This window comes from Cytobacillus luteolus (assembly GCF_017873715.1).
Classification (GTDB): Bacteria; Bacillota; Bacilli; order Bacillales; family Bacillaceae_L; genus Bacillus_BV; species Bacillus_BV luteola.
On record NZ_JAGGKM010000005.1, the window covers coordinates 134,828 to 154,976 of the forward strand.

General features: G+C 34.0%; 20 protein-coding genes and 2 riboswitches. Of the genes, 13 read left to right on the top strand and 7 right to left on the bottom strand.

The genetic code is table 11. From position 1 onward, the window contains the following. Positions 1–3: 3 nt before the first annotated feature. Both J2Z26_RS15270 and J2Z26_RS15275 read left to right on the top strand, forming a co-directional pair. Positions 4–735, top strand: coding sequence for a CPBP family intramembrane glutamic endopeptidase (locus J2Z26_RS15270; RefSeq protein WP_193534655.1), 732 nt, complete (start codon positions 4–6; stop codon positions 733–735). Between the two features lie 120 nt (positions 736–855). Continuing rightward, positions 856–1,146, top strand: coding sequence for a hypothetical protein (locus J2Z26_RS15275; RefSeq protein WP_193534654.1), 291 nt, complete (start codon positions 856–858; stop codon positions 1,144–1,146). A gap of 163 nt (positions 1,147–1,309) precedes the next feature. Here J2Z26_RS15275 and J2Z26_RS15280 read toward each other — a convergent pair whose 3' ends face one another. The 4 genes from J2Z26_RS15280 to J2Z26_RS22435 all read right to left on the bottom strand — a co-directional run bounded on the left by J2Z26_RS15280 (position 1,310) and on the right by J2Z26_RS22435 (position 5,084). After that, positions 1,310–1,648 carry a DsrE family protein gene (locus J2Z26_RS15280; RefSeq protein ID WP_193534653.1) on the bottom strand — a complete coding sequence of 113 codons (339 nt, stop codon included), beginning with the start codon at positions 1,646–1,648 and terminating at the stop codon, positions 1,310–1,312. Between the two features lie 100 nt (positions 1,649–1,748). Further along, positions 1,749–2,921, bottom strand: coding sequence for an HD-GYP domain-containing protein (locus tag J2Z26_RS15285; protein WP_193534652.1), 1,173 nt, complete (start codon positions 2,919–2,921; stop codon positions 1,749–1,751). Next, positions 2,918–3,562, bottom strand: a complete 645-nt coding sequence (locus tag J2Z26_RS15290) for a response regulator transcription factor (protein ID WP_193534651.1) — start codon at positions 3,560–3,562, stop codon at positions 2,918–2,920. Before J2Z26_RS15290 ends, J2Z26_RS15285 begins: the two co-directional genes overlap by 4 nt. Then, positions 3,555–5,084: a sensor histidine kinase gene (locus J2Z26_RS22435; RefSeq protein WP_193534650.1), complete on the bottom strand. Its 1,530-nt coding sequence runs from the start codon at positions 5,082–5,084 to the stop codon at positions 3,555–3,557. Before J2Z26_RS22435 ends, J2Z26_RS15290 begins: the two co-directional genes overlap by 8 nt. Before the next feature lie 226 nt (positions 5,085–5,310). Beyond that, a riboswitch (cyclic di-GMP riboswitch) is annotated at positions 5,311–5,395 on the top strand. Between the two features lie 57 nt (positions 5,396–5,452). Here J2Z26_RS22435 and J2Z26_RS15300 point away from each other — a divergent pair. The 3 genes from J2Z26_RS15300 to J2Z26_RS15310 all read left to right on the top strand — a co-directional run bounded on the left by J2Z26_RS15300 (position 5,453) and on the right by J2Z26_RS15310 (position 7,952). After that, a complete protein-coding gene (locus tag J2Z26_RS15300; protein WP_193534649.1) occupies positions 5,453–6,130 on the top strand; it encodes a hypothetical protein in 678 nt (225 codons plus the stop codon). A gap of 73 nt (positions 6,131–6,203) precedes the next feature. After that, positions 6,204–7,304 (top strand): DUF5305 family protein, encoded by a 1,101-nt coding sequence (locus J2Z26_RS15305; RefSeq protein WP_193534648.1) that lies wholly within the window; start codon positions 6,204–6,206, stop codon positions 7,302–7,304. Continuing rightward, positions 7,305–7,952: a response regulator gene (locus J2Z26_RS15310; RefSeq protein ID WP_193534647.1), complete on the top strand. Its 648-nt coding sequence runs from the start codon at positions 7,305–7,307 to the stop codon at positions 7,950–7,952. On the opposite strand, the gene J2Z26_RS15315 is transcribed toward J2Z26_RS15310, so the two are convergent. Continuing rightward, positions 7,938–9,065 carry a signal peptidase I gene (locus tag J2Z26_RS15315; RefSeq protein WP_193534646.1) on the bottom strand — a complete coding sequence of 376 codons (1,128 nt, stop codon included), beginning with the start codon at positions 9,063–9,065 and terminating at the stop codon, positions 7,938–7,940. The two genes, J2Z26_RS15310 and J2Z26_RS15315, sit on opposite strands and share 15 nt — an antisense overlap. Positions 9,066–9,161: 96 nt before the next feature. Further along, entirely contained in the window at positions 9,162–9,707 is a 546-nt protein-coding gene (locus J2Z26_RS15320) for a DUF1102 domain-containing protein (protein ID WP_193534645.1), read from the bottom strand. Between the two features lie 1,069 nt (positions 9,708–10,776). On the opposite strand from J2Z26_RS15320, the gene J2Z26_RS15325 reads away from it, so the two are divergent. After that, positions 10,777–12,492 carry a two-component system sensor histidine kinase NtrB gene (locus J2Z26_RS15325; RefSeq protein WP_193534644.1) on the top strand — a complete coding sequence of 572 codons (1,716 nt, stop codon included), beginning with the start codon at positions 10,777–10,779 and terminating at the stop codon, positions 12,490–12,492. A 27-nt stretch (positions 12,493–12,519) separates the two neighbouring features. Here J2Z26_RS15325 and tagU read toward each other — a convergent pair whose 3' ends face one another. After that, the gene (gene tagU, locus J2Z26_RS15330) at positions 12,520–13,479 is read right to left on the bottom strand and encodes a polyisoprenyl-teichoic acid--peptidoglycan teichoic acid transferase TagU (protein ID WP_193534643.1); all 960 of its coding nucleotides are present in this window, start codon (positions 13,477–13,479) and stop codon (positions 12,520–12,522) included. Positions 13,480–13,628: 149 nt separating this feature from the next. On the opposite strand from tagU, the gene J2Z26_RS15335 reads away from it, so the two are divergent. The 7 genes from J2Z26_RS15335 (at position 13,629) to J2Z26_RS15365 (ending at position 20,146) form a co-directional block, all read left to right on the top strand. Continuing rightward, positions 13,629–14,435: an SGNH/GDSL hydrolase family protein gene (locus J2Z26_RS15335; protein WP_193534642.1), complete on the top strand. Its 807-nt coding sequence runs from the start codon at positions 13,629–13,631 to the stop codon at positions 14,433–14,435. A gap of 182 nt (positions 14,436–14,617) precedes the next feature. After that, positions 14,618–14,701: riboswitch (cyclic di-GMP riboswitch) on the bottom strand. A gap of 480 nt (positions 14,702–15,181) precedes the next feature. Next, a complete protein-coding gene (locus J2Z26_RS22170) occupies positions 15,182–15,319 on the top strand; it encodes a hypothetical protein (protein ID WP_227413598.1) in 138 nt (45 codons plus the stop codon). 609 nt (positions 15,320–15,928) lie between these two features. Continuing rightward, positions 15,929–17,476, top strand: a complete 1,548-nt coding sequence (locus tag J2Z26_RS15345; protein WP_193534641.1) for a polysaccharide deacetylase family protein — start codon at positions 15,929–15,931, stop codon at positions 17,474–17,476. 264 nt (positions 17,477–17,740) lie between these two features. After that, on the top strand, positions 17,741–17,929 hold the full coding sequence (locus tag J2Z26_RS15350) for a hypothetical protein (protein WP_193534640.1): 189 nt from the start codon (positions 17,741–17,743) through the stop codon (positions 17,927–17,929). A 17-nt stretch (positions 17,930–17,946) separates the two neighbouring features. Next, entirely contained in the window at positions 17,947–18,816 is an 870-nt protein-coding gene (locus tag J2Z26_RS15355) for a permease (RefSeq protein ID WP_193534639.1), read from the top strand. A gap of 42 nt (positions 18,817–18,858) precedes the next feature. Next, the gene (locus J2Z26_RS15360; RefSeq protein WP_193534638.1) at positions 18,859–19,017 is read left to right on the top strand and encodes a hypothetical protein; all 159 of its coding nucleotides are present in this window, start codon (positions 18,859–18,861) and stop codon (positions 19,015–19,017) included. Between the two features lie 166 nt (positions 19,018–19,183). Continuing rightward, positions 19,184–20,146 (top strand): 2-hydroxyacid dehydrogenase, encoded by a 963-nt coding sequence (locus tag J2Z26_RS15365; protein ID WP_193534637.1) that lies wholly within the window; start codon positions 19,184–19,186, stop codon positions 20,144–20,146. Positions 20,147–20,149 lie beyond the last annotated feature (3 nt).

A 20,149-nucleotide genomic window follows, 5' to 3' on the forward strand; every position in this document is an offset into this window, starting at 1 on the left:
CGTATGTCAGAAGTTATCATTGAGAAGGAAATCCAACAGGAAATCATTGAAGAAGCTAAGCGGAAGGTAGAGATAACTTGGAAATCTCTCATTCTTTTCCTGTTATGTTACTTAGGAATGGGCCTAGCGGTTGGTTTAGTAATCGGGATCATTCAAGGTGTGTTGGGGGGAAATATGTTAGATACCCTATTCACGGGGTATAACGGTTTATTAATAGATGCAGCGATGTTCTTTGTTGTACTTCTTTTCTTTAAAAAAATAAGAGTTTCTGTTATGGCAGGAATGACCTTTAAACCGTTTAAGGAACGTAAAACGTATGTATACATGATTGCAAGCTTGCTCGTGTTTTTTGCTACACAATACATCCTTGTTGGAGTGTTAAAAGTGGATGATCCATCGGGCCAAACTCAAACACTAAATGTTGCAGGAGCCAGTGAGGGATTGTTACAAACATTCTTGTTCTTCCTAGCAGTTACCCTCGTTACCCCTATAAAAGAAGAAATTATCTACCGAGGCATTATACATAAGTTCCTTTCTGACCGTTATCACTTTTTAGTTGGCTTCTTGGTTTCTTCAATTATTTTTGGAGTTGCTCATATTGGCTATCCTATTTCAGCAACTATAATGGGAATGACATTCGTAGGCTTATATTATTTAACAAGAAGTTTAACCGTACCTATAGTAGTTCACATCATTTGGAATATAATAGCTTCTAGTTCATTATTTGTAAATTAACGGGTGTAAGGCGGTAGGCATAACTAGTATTTACTGGTTGTGTCTATTTTCTTTGTTAATCTTTTGTAATAGAATAGGTCCTTTTTCTGATGTATACTATAAAAAAGGAGGTGAAAAGGAATGATAGAACAAAGGCTTGATAAAATGGAAAATATGATTGCACAATTAATTCAAATGGTAGGAAATATGAACGAAAAAATGGACAAAAAGTTCGAAGTTGTAAACACCAAGTTTCAGGAGATGGATAGTAAGTTCGAAGTGAAGTTTCAAGAAATGGAGAATAGTAGTAATCTTCGCCATGAACAGCTAGTGGAACAAATCAAACAACTAGAAATGGATCAAGATTATCTATGGGAAAAGACGGCTAGAAATGAAAGAGAGATAGCGAAAATAAGAACAAGACTAGGTTAAATCTAACACTACATCGCACTCATTTCTTCATAAAAATAGCTCCATATTGAAATCCTCATCAGACATAAATAAAATCCATATCAAAAATGAGGTTCTCCTGGTTCATTTCGAACCAAGAGAACCTCTGTGTTTCTATCAATAAATATATTTCTGTTGGTGATTGCTAGGCAATAGTCAAAACTTCATGCTTACTTGCCAACTCAATGAAATGCCCCATACCGCTAATTTCTCCACCAACTAGCTTGTCTTCAACATTGTAATAATCCACACATGTTTTACAAGCTAATACAGGAACACCTGATTTTTCAATCTCTTGAAGATGGACCGAGACCAAGGATTGTTCAGTTAATGTAAACACTCCCCGATTCATTAAGAAAATGGCTACCGGCTTTTCCTCACGTTGTTTTAACAAGGTGAAAAAGGTTTCCAGTACTGTTTCACCAAGGTCTTTATCTCCTTTACCGAGTTGGTCTGAACTGACTAATATGACTTTGTTTTTCATGTGAAATTTCTCCTTTTATATGTAAACAAACTTTAGTTCATAGTTTATAGATTTAGTATGGTTGGTTAAAAACATGAACAATCAACTGATCCTTGAAAGTTTAAGCGTGAATTTGATCAAATCGCAGAAGTGTTTTAGATACATTGTGGGTGTCTTGTTTAATAACCTCACCAAAGGCCTTCAGGATATCTTCACGGTAAGCTATACCGCTTTCTTTCATAATTTCAGCATACGCCTTCTCTTGTGAAATTGCAGGTCGATAGGACCTAGGCGTAGTTAAGGCTAAATAAACTTCCACAATTCCTAGCATCTGTGAAAAGATTGGAACCTGGTCTCCAGAAAGTTGATAAGGATAGCCCCTCCCATCTATCCTTTCATGGTGATAGAGAAATATTTCCTTTATCTCATTCAGTTCAGGGACTCCAGAGAGTATTTCTTCAGCCATATAACAATGTTCCTCTACGACATTAAATTCAAACTCTGTAAGTTTCCCTTCTTTTTCAAACAAATAATCAGGTAATTTTACACGACTTACAAAATGCAGTAGACATAATAAGTCGATTTTCCAATCTTGTATATCTCTTAAACCATATTTATTAATTAGACGTTTTAATAGAAAGCTCATCTCATCAATTTCCTCACGAGAAGTTTGAGTCTTCCTTTCTACCACAGGTATGAAGCTATGTAAAATATTTATAATTTGCTTTTTTTGTTTTTGAAAATACAACTCACCGATATTCTCAGTATTCTGCTTAAAAACATGTAATATCATGAGTCCTAGTAATAGACTACCTATTCCAAAAAGGCTCCTAGAAATAATCATGAACAATTGTACTTGTTCATCGAATCCCTGGTAGCTTGGGTCGAGCACATTGAAGATAATAAAATAACCAACAAAAACAATAGACCAAACCACGGAAACCTGATGATTACCCAGTAAGTTAATAAACATAGGAAAGAACAATAGAAATACCCACATCTCGTTAAACTCCATTGGATTATATAAAGATACAAAGATAAATATAATAAAGATTAATAAAGCAGTAATTTGGTCTGTATACGGGTTGTTTCTCCCTATACTTCTTTGAATAATGTAAAATCCCCAATTAAATAGTGCAATGATAGAAAGTGTTACAAAAAAAAGCTTCGATAAAGATGATTGACTTAACATCCAGTTTACGAATCCAAAGAGAGCTCCAACGGAAAAGAGACAACCTAATAATACGATGATTAACTGACTGACAGGCTGTTTAGTAAGCATTTTAATAATCAACTAATTTTTCCTCCTTTTACTTGCAAGAAACCTTCTTGAAGAGCAAAAAGAACTGCTTGTGCACGATTGGACTGACCTGTTTTCTTTAATATATTTGAAACATGTGTCTTGACAGTAGTTTCAGATATATAGAGTTTTTTTGCTATATCAGCATTATTTAAGTTTTCAATAATTCCTAAGAGTACTTCATGCTCCCTTTCTGTTAATTTATATTTATCTATAAACTGATCCTTTTTATTTTCATTAGGCTCGTTAATTTTAGGTTGGAAAATTGAGTAACCGTCCATTACCATTCGGAGTGTATTTAATATTTTATCTGGTGATGTATCTTTCATAATATAACCATTAATTCCAGCCTTCATAGCCCGATATATATCTTCACTGTCATCAAATGCCGTTAATACAACAATCTTTATATTAGGTAGTTTCTGCTTGATCTTAACAGATCCGTTAATGATAGATGATCCAGGCATCTTTAAATCGGTTAAAAGAAGATCCGGCTTTGTGCGTATTGTTTTTTCCACTGCTTCATCACCATTACATGCCTCTCCGACAACTTCAAACTCCTGTGAAGCACCCAACAATATTTTTAATCCATCTTTTACAATTTGATGATCGTCTGCCACAACCACTCTATGCATAAGCCCTACTCCTCTCTCTCGGTATAAAGACAAGGACAGTAGTCCCTTTATTGGTTTCAGATTTTATTGTTAAGGTTCCACCAAGCTTTTCTATCCGATCAACCATACCGCCCAAACCGTAACTATCCCTCTTACCTTTTGATACTGCTAGATTTTCAATTCCCTTACCATTATCCCGAATCATGATTTTCCATTGTATACTTGAAACTTCAATAGATACTTGTAATTCAGAAGCATTGGCGTGTTTAATGACATTATTAGATGCTTCTTCAATCAAGTGAAAAATGGATTCCTCAATTTCAATCTTCTCCTCAGGTATCCAACCACTCATGATAAATCGTGGTTCTATATCCTTGTTTTCTGTTAATCTTTCAAGTAGATTTTCAACAGCATGAAATAAGTGAAACTGTCTTTTCTCATTCTTTAATTCCCCAATGTAGTTTCGAATACCTTGGTGAGTCTCTTTTACCTGAGTTTCAACACTATTTAATATGGACTCTAGCTCTCTCTTTGTATCTTCTGGGAGTTTATTTTTGAGTTGGAATAATTGAATTGAAATAAAAAATAGCTGTTGTGCTATACCATCATGGATATCTTGGGCAATTTTATCTCTTTCTTCTTTTAGTGCTTTCTTTTTCACTTCTTCTACTTGCTCAAGATTAGTTATTTTAATTTGCACCAATTGACTAATTAGTTTTGTGTAGATTTTTGTTGCCATAGATACTTGATTTGATCCCTCAACTAAAAGATATCCCCAATTCTTATCATTAAGAGCGTGAACATAAAATGTTTTTCTTTCACCACTGTAAGATGAAATATTTAAGACCCTACTTATCTTGGCTTGTCCGAATTGTTGAACTAAGTAATTATAGTAGTAATTTTGCTCCCAACTGTTATTTATGTGAGTGGCATATATGGGGTTTAGGCAAAGATAGACTTGTTTTTTTTCTACCATTCTAGAAAGTAATTTTTCATAAGATGGCAGTTCTTCACTTCCTGTAAATGAATAAAAATGTACAAGTTTTTTATAATGTTTTGATATATACGTTGAGTATAAATTTAGCGTAAATACCATACTATAGAATACAATTAGATAGAATGTATAATCTACGTTTTTAGATAAGTATAGTCCAACTGACACCTGATACAGACTACTTAAAACTATTGGAAGAAGTAACAGGAATATGGACGTTATCAGGTAGTACTTTTTCCAAGCGAAAAAGTTCTTAAACCAAAGTAGACTAGTAATTGAGTAATATAAAAACGGACTATCTAGTCCTCCGGTTTGCCAAAGGAGAAAGAGATTGGCACACAGATCGATTGTAATAACTAGCATAACAAGTATTTTATTTGAAAATTTTTTATTTATTAGTACACTATAATAAAAGTTAATGACCACTATTAGTAGAAATGACAGGTCAATTACTCCATCACCATTTGTGTAGGTCAAAAGACCTGTGAACAGGAGTACCCATCTTATTCCTATTACGAAAACATTTAGCTCTTTATATAAAGTAGACACACTTAATCCCCTACTTTTCTACATTTTGTAACCAATACAGAGACAGTATATCAGAGTAAACTTCAAAAAAATGTCACATCTTGTCGTAAGGAAATATTACTATAATCTCATACTGAAGTAGGAGGGGATTAGCACCTAAGGATGGTATACAATTGGGTAAGTTTGTAATAAACTGTTAGTAATTACAAAAATACGGAAATATACTTAAATTATATACATATAATTTATATTAAGAGGAACGCGAGGAGATACGACCTTTATCTGGGCACCTGGGTCGTATGGAGCAATTGGTGCAACCGACCTAATCAGACTACCTTCATTTGAAGAACTTGATTAGGTTTTTTTATGGGATGAAGGGAGGAACTTGAATGAAACGTTTGTTGATTGCAAGTGTATGTGCATTAGGAGCTACAGGATTTTTGCACCAAACTTATAGCTTTTCGACTGCAACAATTAATAATAGTACTGCATACTCAGTAGTTGATGAAGAAAATGCCCTAATTAGTATAAAGGCTGCTGATTATAACTTTGAAGCAGAAAATAACGGTAGTAAACCAGTAGAACCTACACTAACCATTAAAAATAACAGTTCTAAATCCATCTCTCTTGGCAATTTAAATTACATGAGTGATAATTTGTTGTTCACATGGAAGTTGCACAATATCGTAATACCTGCAGGTGAAGCAGAGACTGTATCTTTACTAGTTGTTAATACAGAACCGAGTGTAAAGTTAGAAGATAGTCTATATACTCTACCATTGCCATTCGAATGGGATGGTGGTGAGGCTATCATTAATACACAAATCTTTATAAAAGCTAAATCTAAAGTAGAGAAATCTAACAAAGAACAAGACAAGAAAAATTCAGGAGATCCAAAAGAAGAGAATTCTTCAAATGGCGAAGAGGAATCAATAGGTCAGAACGCTTTAGATGAAAATAAAAAAACTAAGCACGAATTCAAATCGGGTATCGATTTTCTAAAGAAGGATAAAGAAGAAAATAATTCGGGATTCACTAATTCTAAGGATATACATAAAGAAGAGTGAATCTTAAAAGTTATCGTTCAAAATTTATAGCTTAATGGTTAAATACGATAACGCTTCAAGGAGATGACGTTAAGTGAACTTAGAAACGCAAAAAAGCACCTTCAAGCCCGCCAGAAAGAAGGGCTTTTTCATTTTGGTTTCAGTCTGGGTTATACTGCTTTTTACCACTTTTTATACTTTAGTAACTCCAACCACAATAAAGCAAGAAACACTAGAAAACCTAATTCAAGACAAAACAATCTTTTCATACTCGGTTGATAGTAAACCAAGCACGCTCTACCCTGAAGGGGGACTTATTTCTCCTCCACCTAAAGTTGTGATTGGTTCAATCACTAATAGCATAGATTTATCAGTTGATAAAATAATTGTATCGAATGAACCTATACAAGTAGAAGGTACATACAAAGTAATATTAAAAGTCATTGCTGAAGAAATATGGGAAAAGGAGTTTAATCTAGTAGAAGAACAAGAGTTTAAAACTGAGGGCATAAATCTTGAGTTAATTAATGAAACTTTTAAGGTTGATCCACAGGCTATTCAAGATTTTATTGAACAAACAGAGAAAGAAGTAAAAGTTAGTGGTAAGTATAGTGTTCAAGTTATCCCAGTTGTTGAAGGTTTTATAACATATCGAGATAATGTCTATGCTTTAGATAAAGAAGGTAGTGTCTTATTTAATTATCAAAGTTATTTATTTAGCCTACAAAATGAAACACTTGAATTTGATAACGTAAGTGAAGTCATGAATACAATAGAACACTTGCGCAACTTTCAGTTATTTGGAATTCAGCTAGAGTGGGTTACGCTAAGATTGGCACTATTGATAATAACTCCACTTCTTTTTATTCCCATTATGTTATTATATCGAACTATTAAACCATTAGGACTACGTCAGTGGATTACTACAAAAAGAGATAGAAAAAAACATATCGACAATAAATATAAATCACATATTATTCAATTAACAGAAAAACCTGATATGGAAAATATGAAACCACTTCACGTTCCAACAATTGATGATTTAATTAGGTTAGCGGATGAAAAGGAACTGTCTGTTTTTACATACAAAGAGAAGAAAGATCAATCTATCTATTTCATATTAGATGGGAATTTTACCTATCTCTTTAAAAGTAGTTTAGCTACCTCTCATTCTAGTGAAATGGAGGAATTATAAATGAGTAAAGTGTTAATAATTGATGATCATCCTCTTGTTAGGCAAGGAATTCAAACAATCATAAGCATGGGGCAAAATTTAGAGTTTGTTGGTGAAGCTTCCTCGATTCGTGAGGCATTATCTCTATTAGAAGAGACTAAGCCAGATGTAGCTTTAGTAGATCTTAACCTAGGTAAAGAGTATGGACTAGATCTAGTAAAACAAGCTACAGAAAGAGGATATAAAGGGAAGTTCATTATTGTAACTTCTTCCTCCACAAAGGAAGATATTAAAAAAGCTAAAACCGGAAATGTTGATGGTTTCTGTTTAAAGGATGCAATGCCTGAAGACTTATTATATGCCATTGAAGTTGTATTAAGGGGTAGAAAATATTATGATCCAGCGTTAATGGAATATATGATGGATAATCCGGTTACGGATGTGGACAATAGTTTAGATGAACTTACCCCTAAGGAATTAGAAGTTTTAAAAGCACTTGGAAAAGGAATGTCTAATAAAGAAATTGCAGAGGACTTATTTATTACAGAATATACAGTGAAAAAACATGTCAGCCAAATCCTTTCTAAATTGGATTTAGCTGATCGAACGCAAGCTGCACTATTTGCTAATGCTAAGGGGATAGTACAATTTGATTTACATCATAGGTAACCTTTTCTTCATCCGCCGTGTACTCCGGCGGATTTGTTTTGCCCAATTTCGTCTGACTTTCTTATCGAAGAGCGGGTACATCATGATTGGAATACCTGGTAGTAGTGAAACTATTGCTAAAGCAAACCAGTAATTTATAGATGCTAATTGATATATTAACGATTTAGGGAGTAAAGGTAAGAAATAACCTATATGTACGGTAGAAGCAAATTGTCCTTCTACTGATGACTGAACAGTTAACTCTGGTAATACTCTATCCCCTTTTTTCATCCGAATTACACGTGGGTTAATTTTTATCTGAGGGTCTTTTGATGTAAACGTAACAGTTAATGGGAATGCACCTGGATGATGAATCTCCTTTAGAGCTATTGTTTTGGGTTCTCCTAGTTTAATTATACCTACATCACTACCCATTATAACACCTTCAGACTTTTTTGATATTTCGTATGGTAGTTTATAAATTTGTGTCGTAGAAAGCATTGTTCCTGCTAGTAATACAGAAATTGTTAAGCCACCGAAAATATAAAGATATTCGGATCCCAATTTTTCTTTCTTCTTTTTCTTCTTTGGCTTTTTAATAAGCTCAGATACAGCAATTAAAAATGTTATAATGATAACTAAAATAGGAAGAGTCATCGGATTAGTCTGAAGTTTCTTTATCCATTCCCCAAGCCATAAGGTGATATAACCGATTTTAGGTAATACTAAAGGGGTATTTCCAATTGTAATAGCTTTACTTACAATCCACTCTCTTTCTATTGGTATATTCCCACCATAAGATTGGTCAGTATAATCATTATTATCTCCTTTAGTAATATAGCCGGTACTGTCGTCCCCTTCAATGACTCTATGAAAAATCCAGCCCTTATCGCGGAGATCGCCTTCCTTTGAGCGGAATATATATATGTCACCAATGCTGATTGTATCATTTTTAGCTACACCTGACACAAAAGCCATATCTCCACGTTCGAATAATGGATACATGGAATTGGATTGAATAACACTAAAAATGATAGGACGGTTAAGGAGTTGAGATCCAATGGAGGCTGTGATTATTATGAAAAAAATTGAATAGAAAATTAAATTATATGTTAGCTTTAATTGCTTCCTCAAAAGTTATAGCCTCCTCTCTTCTGGGCCCATATATATATCTATTGTACATAAAAAACCCAATTAGTGAAATTCACTAATTGGGATATTCCTAACTAATTATTTTGCATTTACGTTAACTGTTAAAGTTGCATTTCTTTCTGCTAGCTTTGCACCTTTTTCAGTTTCGATTTCTAGGTATACAATTGACTCTTCACCTGGAGCTAATGTAACTTTTCCGTTCTTACCATTACTTCTGTTGTAGAATTCTTTCTTTACACCTTTTTCAAAAGCACCAAGATAAATGTTTGCTTTTGTGTCATATCCCCAACCATCTTTAGTAATAGTAAATTCAACAGTTTCTTTAGAGTTGTTTTTTACAGTAAATAAATTTTCCCACTTGTAATGACTATCACCTTGTACACCGAAGTTAGCGCCATTGCCTTTTGATAAGTTAATCTTTAATTTACCATCTTCAAGGAATGCTGCTCCATCTTTACTACCTACTGCTTCTGTGCTAGCTGGAATTAAAGCCACTAATGAACTATCTGTATTTGCTACTGTTAATGATGCATCATTCTTAATTGTCGCACTCGAGAATGCAAATGCCGCCATTACTGTTGATAAAGCAAGTAGTGCTACTACCATTAAAATACTCTTTTTCATTTTAAAATCTCTCCCTTAATTTTTTTTATATGTTTTTGTTTGTTAACCTTGTTTACAGTTTTTATTATAGGATGGATCACCTATGACAACAGCCCTCGTTAGTGGTAATTTAAGAAAACAATAGTGTAATCTTTTTGTCTACTTAAGGAGGGGTGGATGGTATACTTTTGTACCAGACCATAAAACTAGAAAAGGTAATGAACACGATAAAAAAATCCCCTAACTCGGTATAATAGAGTTATCGAGAAACTCTTACCAATTGGGGGATTTTTATATCATATTTAAGCTAAAAATGGAAAGTACATCTTAAAAGACAATAAGCCATATTATGAATGAGATAACTAGTAAACAAACATAAGCCCACGATAATTTCCGTTGCAAAGTATTAGGACCGAAGTTTGTAAATAAAAACAATAACGGCACTAGTGTCCACGGCAATAAAAGAAATAACCCCAGTAGGAATAGTCCGATTGAAATTCCGACGGAGGAAACCTCAAATGAAGTAGAAGTTAAATAAGCGGGTGCTGCTAGTCCAATAGGACAAAAAAGAAGAAATATATAACACTGAATTCGGAATGAAGAGAAAAAGGTATGTAAGTGATCACTACTTTCGAATAATTTAATCTCTATGTTTAGGTTAAAGTTAAGGTTTGAGAGTGGTTGACGTATTTTTTCAAGTAGCAATTGCAATTTGATTCCTCCTAGAAATTGAATTTTTGAATGGTCTCGTTTAGGTATATTCATTAGGAAGCTGTTTTATTAATGTTGATTTACATGAAATCCGATTACTAGGATGAGAGTAAGTTTTCTAAAAGATAGTTATTTATAGTTATTATTAGTATTAACATTAATAATCTTGTATAAACCAATTTATATTATAAGAATATTAAATTTGTTTTTTTATTCTAGTAATGATCATTTACTAAATTCTTGGTAGGTGGTTGGATTTTCCTTTTGAATAATAGTTCATAATACCTATATCATCTTGCGCAAAAGATGTAAATAATCTAAAATTAGATTATCCAAAGAAAGATAGAATCATAAAAATCTGATTAGGAAGAACCCAACTATGAACCTACTATCATTTTTCAAAGGTACGAAATTATATTTATCCATTTTAACGCTAGTCGCTTTCATCCTTCTTCTATCTAATATAACTTTTCAACCGCAGCCAAGTTGGATCGTTTTATTGCTATTAATTGGCTCTATTATTCTTCTTAATCACTATATGATTTTTCTTGCCCCTAAAGGGAATTGCCTATCCATGGACTCTTCCATCTACCTAGCTACGATTTTTTTATTTGGATTAGAACTACCTCTAACACTATTATTATTCAGTAGCATCCTTATTACTATTTTCTTTTATAAAAAAACTGCATTATGGAAACATTTGTTTAACATGGCTATGTATACTGTCATGATAACGGGTGCGTATTATACCTTTATTTTTCTAGGTGGAAATATAGGTTTAGTTAATACAGAAAGTTTAATTGCTTATTGTTTAGCTTTATTTAGTTATTTACTCATCAATGTATTTCTAGTAGGGATGTATTTTGTAGTAGACTCTTTTAAAAGCTCACTATCCATTATTAAAATGATTCTTAAGGACTCCTTATCTAATTATGTTATTACGCTAGCTTTGGCAATCATTTTTACGATGCTTTTAGGCTCTTACCCTATTTTGGGAACTATTGTTTTTACGTTTATTATCGTTATGCTATCACTCGTATTTGCAAGATATTTTAAATTGTATGAAGAGGTTGTCAATGATAAAAAAACAAGAGAACAGATACTTAATTCCTTACCCATTGGAATTATCACATACGATGATAAAACCTCTGAGTTTTCTCTCAATGCTCCTGCAGAAGGGTTGCTTAAAAAGGACAATCATGAAGTGAGTAGGATTGTGAACAGCTTAGAAGAAAAGGACTCGTTTTGGCAAATTATATCCTCAGAAAAGTCTGTTCAGAATGAAAAGATACACGTTAAAAATGATGATGATACCAAACGCGTTTTACTTGTTTCTCAATCTGCATTGAATGATTCTTACGACCACCTAACAGGTAGAATCATTCATTTCATTGATATAACCGAAGAAGAGGAGCGCGAAAAACGAATACAACAGTCGGAAAAGTTAGCTGTTCTTGGTTCGGCAGCAGCTAGAGCGGCACATGAAATCCGAAACCCATTAGCTGTTATCCATGGCTTTTTATCCTTAATGAAACAGAGCTCAGAGGAAAATTCGAAAAAATTACAACTTCCACTTATGTTAAAAGAGTTAGATCGAATTAATTCAATTGTAGAGGACATGCTGATGATGGCTAAACCAGGTGTCCCGACATTGAAGGAAGCATATATAGAGGATATCCTAAATGAGATACTGCCATTTTACAGGGAATCTCAGGGAACAAAAAATATCCAATTTGAGGTGAATGTTACAAGATTACCGCTGTTACTGGATACAAGGCAAATTAAACAGGTTCTTTATAATCTTATCAGAAACAGTTGCGAGGCGATGGGAGAAAGAGGAAAGTTATCAATTTATTCCGTTGTTGAGGGGAATATGTATCTCCTATTTATTAAGGACAATGGTGCAGGAATACCTGAGAATATTCGAGAGAGAGTATTCGAACCATTTCTCACCTCAAAAGAAACAGGGACAGGTTTAGGGTTAATTATTGTTCAACGAATTATTGAAAACCATCATGGAACAATTGAGCTATATTCTAGTTCCGAAAAAGGGACTACATTTTTGATATCCATTCCTTTGAAGGGCTTGAATTAAAAAGGAAAAAAGCGATAAACTCAAGGTTTATCGCTTTGTTACATTTTCCCCACCGATTTCTAGGTGTTCTTTTAATTTTGTGGATAAAGCTTTTCGATCCTCTTCAGAAACTACATAATAATAAATGCCGTTAATTTTAGCACCTTTTCCATTGATTTGGAATTGTTCAAGGTTATGACGCGCTTCTTTATAGTTTTTTTGAATATCCATCATTTCACTGAAGCTTAAGTTTGTTTTAATATTACTGCCAATAACATTAAGGATGCTTCCGTAGTTCGCTAAAGAAGAGAAGCTTGCTCCTTCATCTATAACAGATTTAATAATCTGTTTTTGACGATCTTGACGTCCAAAATCTCCACGAGGGTCATCATACCTCATTCGCGAGTATTTTAATGCTGTTTCACCAGTAAGGAAAATCTCACCCTTCGCAAAGTGTTCACCTTCATAGTCAAATTCAAATGTATTGTTAACGGTAACGCCACCTACAGCATCTACAATTTCTTTAAAACTTTCCATATTTACTTTTACAAAGTAATCAATTGGAATGTCTAAAAAGTTTTCAATCGTTGCCATTGCCATTTCTGTTCCACCAAAAGCGTATGCATGATTGATTTTATCCTGAAATCCTTTTCCGATGATTTCAGTACGCGTGTCACGAGGAATGCTCACCATTTGCATTGAATTTGTTTTTGGATTGACCGTTATAACAATAAGTGAGTCAGAACGACCACGATCATTTCCGCGTTCATCTACACCCATTAATAAAACTGCAATCGGATCTTGATCTTCAAAAATTACTTTTTCAATTCGTTTCTCTGAGTGTTCTCGTTCGATAGGTTCGTGCATGACTGTTACTGTATCTTGTAAAGATGAATATAAAGAATAGATATAGGCCCCTAGACCAAGGACTAATACCCCGAATATACTTAGACTGATCCATATCCACTTTTTCTTATTGGATTGTTTTGTACGAGTTATGTTTGTCATTATCATCGCCCTTTTATAAGTTAATTTACATTTAAATTATAGTGGGATTCGACAAATTCCACAAAAGTATAATACAAGTAATTCAAGGTATACATTTACAAAAAATGATTTAATTCTAGTATCGTTTCAAAGGTTGGAGGCTATTCATTATGAAATCATTTATCGTCATCATCATTACTTTTTTATCATTTGGTTCTTTGGTTTTTGGGAAAATACATTATGATAATAAGATAGCAGCGCATGCTAACACCACGATTGAAAATAAGGTAAAGGTCGAAACCACAGAAGTAAAAAATAACGAAGTAGAAGTTTCTCCAGAAGAGATCGTTGATTATTCAGCATTGACGAAAAATCTTCCTGAAGAGATTGTTTCTAAAATAAATGCTTCGGTGGGAAGTAATATGCCTGTAAACTTGGTCATCCTTGGTTCAAAATCAAGATCCTCTGATTCTTATGGTTGGCCAACTCTACTTAAGCAAAAGATAGAAGAAACGTATCGAGGCACTTTTAATATTACTATAGAAGAAATTAGTGATAAAACATCAATGGAGGTTGTTAATGATGACCTCCATCAACCAGTTGTAGATAGCAAACCGGATATTCTTCTTTTTGAACCCTTTATTTTAACAGATAACGGAATAGTAAGAATGGAAGACCTATTAGAGAACCTAACATTCATGTTAGAGGCTTTCAAGTCCGAAAATCCAAATATGCTTATACTGTTGCAGCCGGCACACCCGTTATATAATGCTAAATTTTATCCGAGAGAAGTTAATGAGTTTAAGAACTACGCTGAAGAAAATGAAATTACTTATTTAGACCATTGGACAGCTTGGCCAGAACAAACTTCACGGGATTTATTAGGTTATTTAACAGAAGATAGTGCTGAGCCAAATGAAGAAGGTCATAGGCTTTGGGCGGAGTTTTTAGTGGATTATTTTGTTAGTGGAAATTAAACGGATTTAAAAAGAAGGAGAATGGTTAAAAGTAACCTACTTTCCTTCTTTTATTATGTAAATATAATTCTATAGTTTCACATGCTATAAAGTACTACTATAACTAACAGCATAAATAAGAATAACCACATAAACGGGACCTCCAAAGGAAATGATACACAAACCGTCGAAGGTATGGCGTTTTCGATAACTGGCTGGCAAGTCAAGTGACGGAAGCCCCTATAGTTTTGCGTCACCATTTTTCAATGGCTTTGCCTTTTCGTACGATTTACGTGTTTAAATAAAGTATATAGTACCTAGTTTTTTTAGTGATAGAGTCTTTTGGACTATATTTTTAGATTTGAGGCTTAAAAGAAGGATTTAAAACATGGATACTATAAAACACTAATTATGATACATTAAGGTTTTAGAGAAATGTGAATATTAAACGTATTACTTTTTAAAAGGAGGATGTATCACTCTTTTGAGTGGGAATTCTCCTTTTAGTTTATTCAAATTTCACCAAGTATCATCAAACTTTGATTTCATCCGGCTAGAATTACCAATAATCACACATATACATAGTTTCTTAATCTCTATAAAATAATCAGTTTTATTATTTATCGACCGGTGCTTTTAAAGGAACGACATTTGGGTATTTATTCTTTACGGATAAAAAGATAGTACTAGTTGAGGTTAAACCCCCGTTTGGGAAGCTAAAGGCGCATACTTATGAATGTAGTAAATATGATGAAGTTGACTATGACATGCACAAAGTTTTAGGTATTGAAAATAATATGATTTACCTTAATAGTAAAGGACTATTTGGTAAAAAAGATCGAGTAACAGATATTACAGGTGGTTTTATGGGTATTTACGAGTTTGGTAAAATGCAAGTGAATTAAAGTTTTTAGCCTTTTTAGGAAAGTTGGAAGATGTATAAGAGGATGGGTCTTGAATCTATTTATGTTAATAGATTGGGCATCTAAGGGAAAGAACCAGTTGCTGAGCTGGTTCTTTTTTGTTATGAGCGAAAAAATGCGACTTAGTACCGAAAATTTGAGAAATAAGGCCGATAAAGTTACAAACGGGCCGATAAGGTCATCAATAAGGTCGAAAAACTTAATTTGATGCCACCTGTAGCTTTTAAAAAAATTCTAACAAGCGGCTAGATAAAGAATTATTTCATTTTTTCATGCCTTTAATGACTAAAAACGCAGTGACTAAAATAACTGCTATTAAAACGCTAACTGTAATAATGGTTTCAATTTTAAATAAGAAATGATGTAATTTTATCCCGAGTACCTCTCTACCTAACTACCCTTTTGACGGATCTCGTAGGAGAAGGTTACAGGGTACTGGCATTTTCTATCTATTAAACTTTTATATTTTTTATTTTAAAAAAGTAGAATTTTCAAAAACTATCATTCATAGACTTTTAATACAACAGCAATAGATTAATAGACGTACTAGAGTCATCGTGCTGGAGGAATAAAAAGTGTATGGAGGAAATTATGGCTAGGAAACTATTATCTTTATCATTTTTATTATTATTCGTAACCTCTTATCCACAGCAAAACAGTTTAGCTATGCATGACTTTATTCAGTATCTTTTATATGAAAATGAAATAGTCCACGTACAAGCTGTAACGGATATTCAAACGAAAAGTACAACAGTGAACCCTAACGAACCTTCTAAAAGTGATTTTGATAGATGGTTATATGCTGAAAATAATCAGGTCGCTGGTTGGATAAGTTCAACAAATGAAACTGTTACAGATATAAAAGGCAAATTTTTCACTAGCTCTACTCCTAAAATGCAAATTCGGAGAGGTGCTCATGATACTTATAAACAGGTGGGATTCCTAGAAAGGGGTCATATCGTAAATGCTATAGATAGATTTGAAAATAGTGTTGGAGAAACATGGATACAAATAAATAACGGCAAAGTCACAGGCTGGGTGCCTTTAGATAGTATGGAAGTTTTTAATGGGGACACAAATTATTTAAATAAAGCCGTATTCATAAAAGTGGATGCTCAACTAAGGAGAGAGGCCACTTACGATGCCCGAACTGTTCACATAATAGATAAAGAAAAACAAGTTGTAATCAAAAGTTCTATCATTATAAATAATGAAACATGGTATAGATTACAAGTTGAAGATAAAAGTGGTTGGGTCCATCACTCTGACATAACCAATGAGCTTACTTTGGCTCAAGACTTTAATGTAGGGCAAGAGGCTACTCATATTCGTAAGGGGGCTGATGCTAGTTATGACATAGTTTCAAAACTACCTATTGGACAAAAAGTTCAAGCTACGACTATGTTCATTAATGGGAAAAATGAAATATGGTATAGACTAGAGCTAGAGAATGGAAAAACAGGATGGATTCTAGGAATAGCTTTAACACCTTACAATGTTAAGAAAAAAGCAAAAGCTATTAGCACCATAGAAAAAGAAAAAGTTGCTTACTTAACAATAGACGATGGCCCAACTAGCTACACAGGTAAACTATTAGATATTCTTAAAGAATATAATGCAAAAGCGACATTTTTTATGCTAGACGGGCCTATGAAAACATACGACAGTGATGTCAAAAGAATGGTTGCGGAGGGACATGCACTCGGTTCTCATGGTGTTACACATGATAAGAACATTTTTTATCATTCACCAGCATCGGCAGTAAGTGAATTGCAGATTACTAGAGAAACAATTAAACGAATTGCCGGACTAAAATCTAATTTAATGAGAGTGCCATATGGTAGTGTACCCTATATGAAAAAGAATTACCGTCATGCGGCTGCCAATGAACAGTTTATTATGTGGGATTGGAATGTAGATAGCCTAGATTGGAAGTTTAATAGTTCGAGATATGTGGATTTTACCCTTGAACAAGTAAGAAGAGTTGAAGGTGCAGGGCAGTCACCAATTATCCTCATTCATGACAGGAAGGCAACTATTGATAACTTGCCAAAACTACTAGAAGCTTTAGACCAACTTGGCTATTCACTTGCTCCTCTAACTGAAGATATGCAACCCTATCAATTTAAGACAAAATAAATAAAGGTGCCTGACCCCCGCCGCGCTAAAGCTTTAACGCACCGGGGGTCAGGCCCCACTTGTCACATTTTTATGTCGAAAATAAAAAATCAATTTTTTTTGATAAAGGTATTGCATAATGAAAATATTGGTAATATAATAGCGTTAGTTAATCAAAAATAATTGATTAAAAGCGAAAAATAATCCAGTAACTGGAGTAGGCTAAGAGGTAAATTTTTTTAAGTTATAAATCAAAAAAAATTGTTTTAAAGGAGAGAGTGGATTATGTATAATCACCCACATTTATTATCACACATGGTGGAGTCAAAAAGGAATGAGTTAATTAGCGAGTCTAATGCATTAAGAACCTTTAGCAACAGACCAAAGAAGATATTCAGCTTTAGTAGTTTATTTTTAGATAAGAAAGAAAAAAGTGTAAATCTAGAACCTAGCTGTTGCGGAGCAACTAAATAGAGAATGGAGAATGAACGATGATTATAGAAACTTTTAAGAGTTTCATTGGAATTGCTTTAGAATTAACCATCTTATTTATCGGAATCTCGTTTTTAATTAGCTTAGTGCAAGGGTTTATCCCTTACAAGAAAATTGAAAAAATGCTAGTAGGTAAAAACAAAATAGTAGGTGCACTGTTCGCACTGATCTTTGCCTTCATTACACCATTTTGCTCATGTTCAACGATTCCGGTTGTAGTGAACATGCTAAACAAGAAACTACCATTTGGGCTCATTATGGTCTTTCTATTTGCCTCACCATTACTAGATCCAACGATAGTAACAATTATGGGAGTATACTTAGGCTGGAAGGTAGCCATTATTTATACAATCGTAACAGCTATATTTTCAGTAATAATCGGATTTACCTTGGAGGCACTTGGCTTTGAACGTTCAGTGAAAAAGGTAGTGATGACAGGATTTAATGAAGAAAATGAGAAAAAATTTGATGTTAAAAGTGCATTGAAAGAGACACTGGGATTAATGAAGAGTGTATATCCTTACCTTTTAATTGGTGCAGCAGTTGGTGCAATTATTCAAGGGCTTGTTCCTACTGAATTCATTTCAGGATTATTTGGAGAAGAACGTTGGTGGTTAGTGCCTGTAGCAGCAATCATCGGCATTCCATTATATATAAGATTGTCTACTATGATTCCAATTTCGCAAATTCTTATTATGAAAGGAATGGCACTAGGTCCGGTCATGGCAATGATGATCAGCTCTGTCGGTGCTAGTTTACCTGAAGTCGTTTTACTTAAATCGATCTTCAAGAAAGAATTAGTGTTTACCTTCGTAGGTTCAGTCGTGGTTATGTCAACAATATCAGGCTTTATCTTTTATATTGTGTAGTATAAATCAAAAAAAATGATTTTAATAAGGGGATGAAAGAAAATGATGAATTTTATTAAAAAGATGGTAGGTCAAGGTAAGAATGATGCAGATTGTTGTGGGATTGAGATTAAAGAAGTCAATGAGGAAGTTCAGGTTGAGAAAGCTGAGGATACTTGTTGTGAAACAACTGAAAAGAAAACTGAATCTTGCTGTGGATAAATATGTCTTTTGGGGCCTGACCCCTGGCGCGTTAAAGCTGTAACGTACTGGGGGTCAGGCCCTGTTTATTGTTTCAAAAATAAGCATATGGTTAAATAATAAGTGAGGATTTTGTTTGTAAAGTGTGTGGATCCCACATGAAATGAAAATATAAAAGGAGATTTTTATGAAGAAGATTTACATCACCAGAAAGCTACCAGCTGAAATCATCGATAAACTATCAAAGCAATTCAAAATTACAATGTGGGAAGAAGAAAATATCCCAGTGTCTAGAGAAGTACTATTAAATGAAATCAAAGACGTAGAGGGTCTATTTTGTATGTTAACAGATTCTATTGATAAAGAGGTGTTAGACCAAGCACAAAAGCTAAAGGTAATTAGCACTCTTGCAGTAGGGTATAACAACATTGATATAAAAAAAGCTAAGAACCGAGGAATCACTGTAACCAATACACCTGGGGTTTTAACTGAGACAACTGCCGACTTAACATTTGCCTTATTAATGGCTACTGCAAGAAGAGTAGTAGAAGCTTCAGATTTCCTCCGAAGTGGTGAGTGGGGAGCATGGTCTCCAATGGAATTAACGGGTCAAGATATTTACGGAGCAACCATTGGAATCGTGGGAATGGGACGAATTGGCGAAGCGCTTGTTAGAAGAGCAAAAGGCTTTGATATGAAGGTGCTTTACCATAACAGAACACGCAAACCGGAAAAAGAAGCAGAATTTGGTGTCCAGTATGCCGAATTAAAAGAGTTGCTACAGCAGTCTGATTACGTATGTCTCCTCCTTCCGTATAGCCCTGAAGTTCACTATCTCATCGGTAAAGAGGAATTATCTCTTATGAAGAAAACTGCAATCTTAATTAACACAGCAAGAGGCGGTATTGTTAATGAAGATGCTTTATACCACGCGTTGAAAAACCGTGAAATATGGGCAGCGGGACTGGATGTCTTTGAGCAAGAGCCAATTCCTCTTGACCATCCACTCTTAACACTACCAAATGTCGTTACTCTTCCTCACATTGGAAGTGCAAGCGTGAAAACAAGAATGACGATGGCACATTTGGTTGCAGATAATATCATTAATGTATTAAATGGAGAAGAACCAATTACTCCGGTGAAATTGTGACAG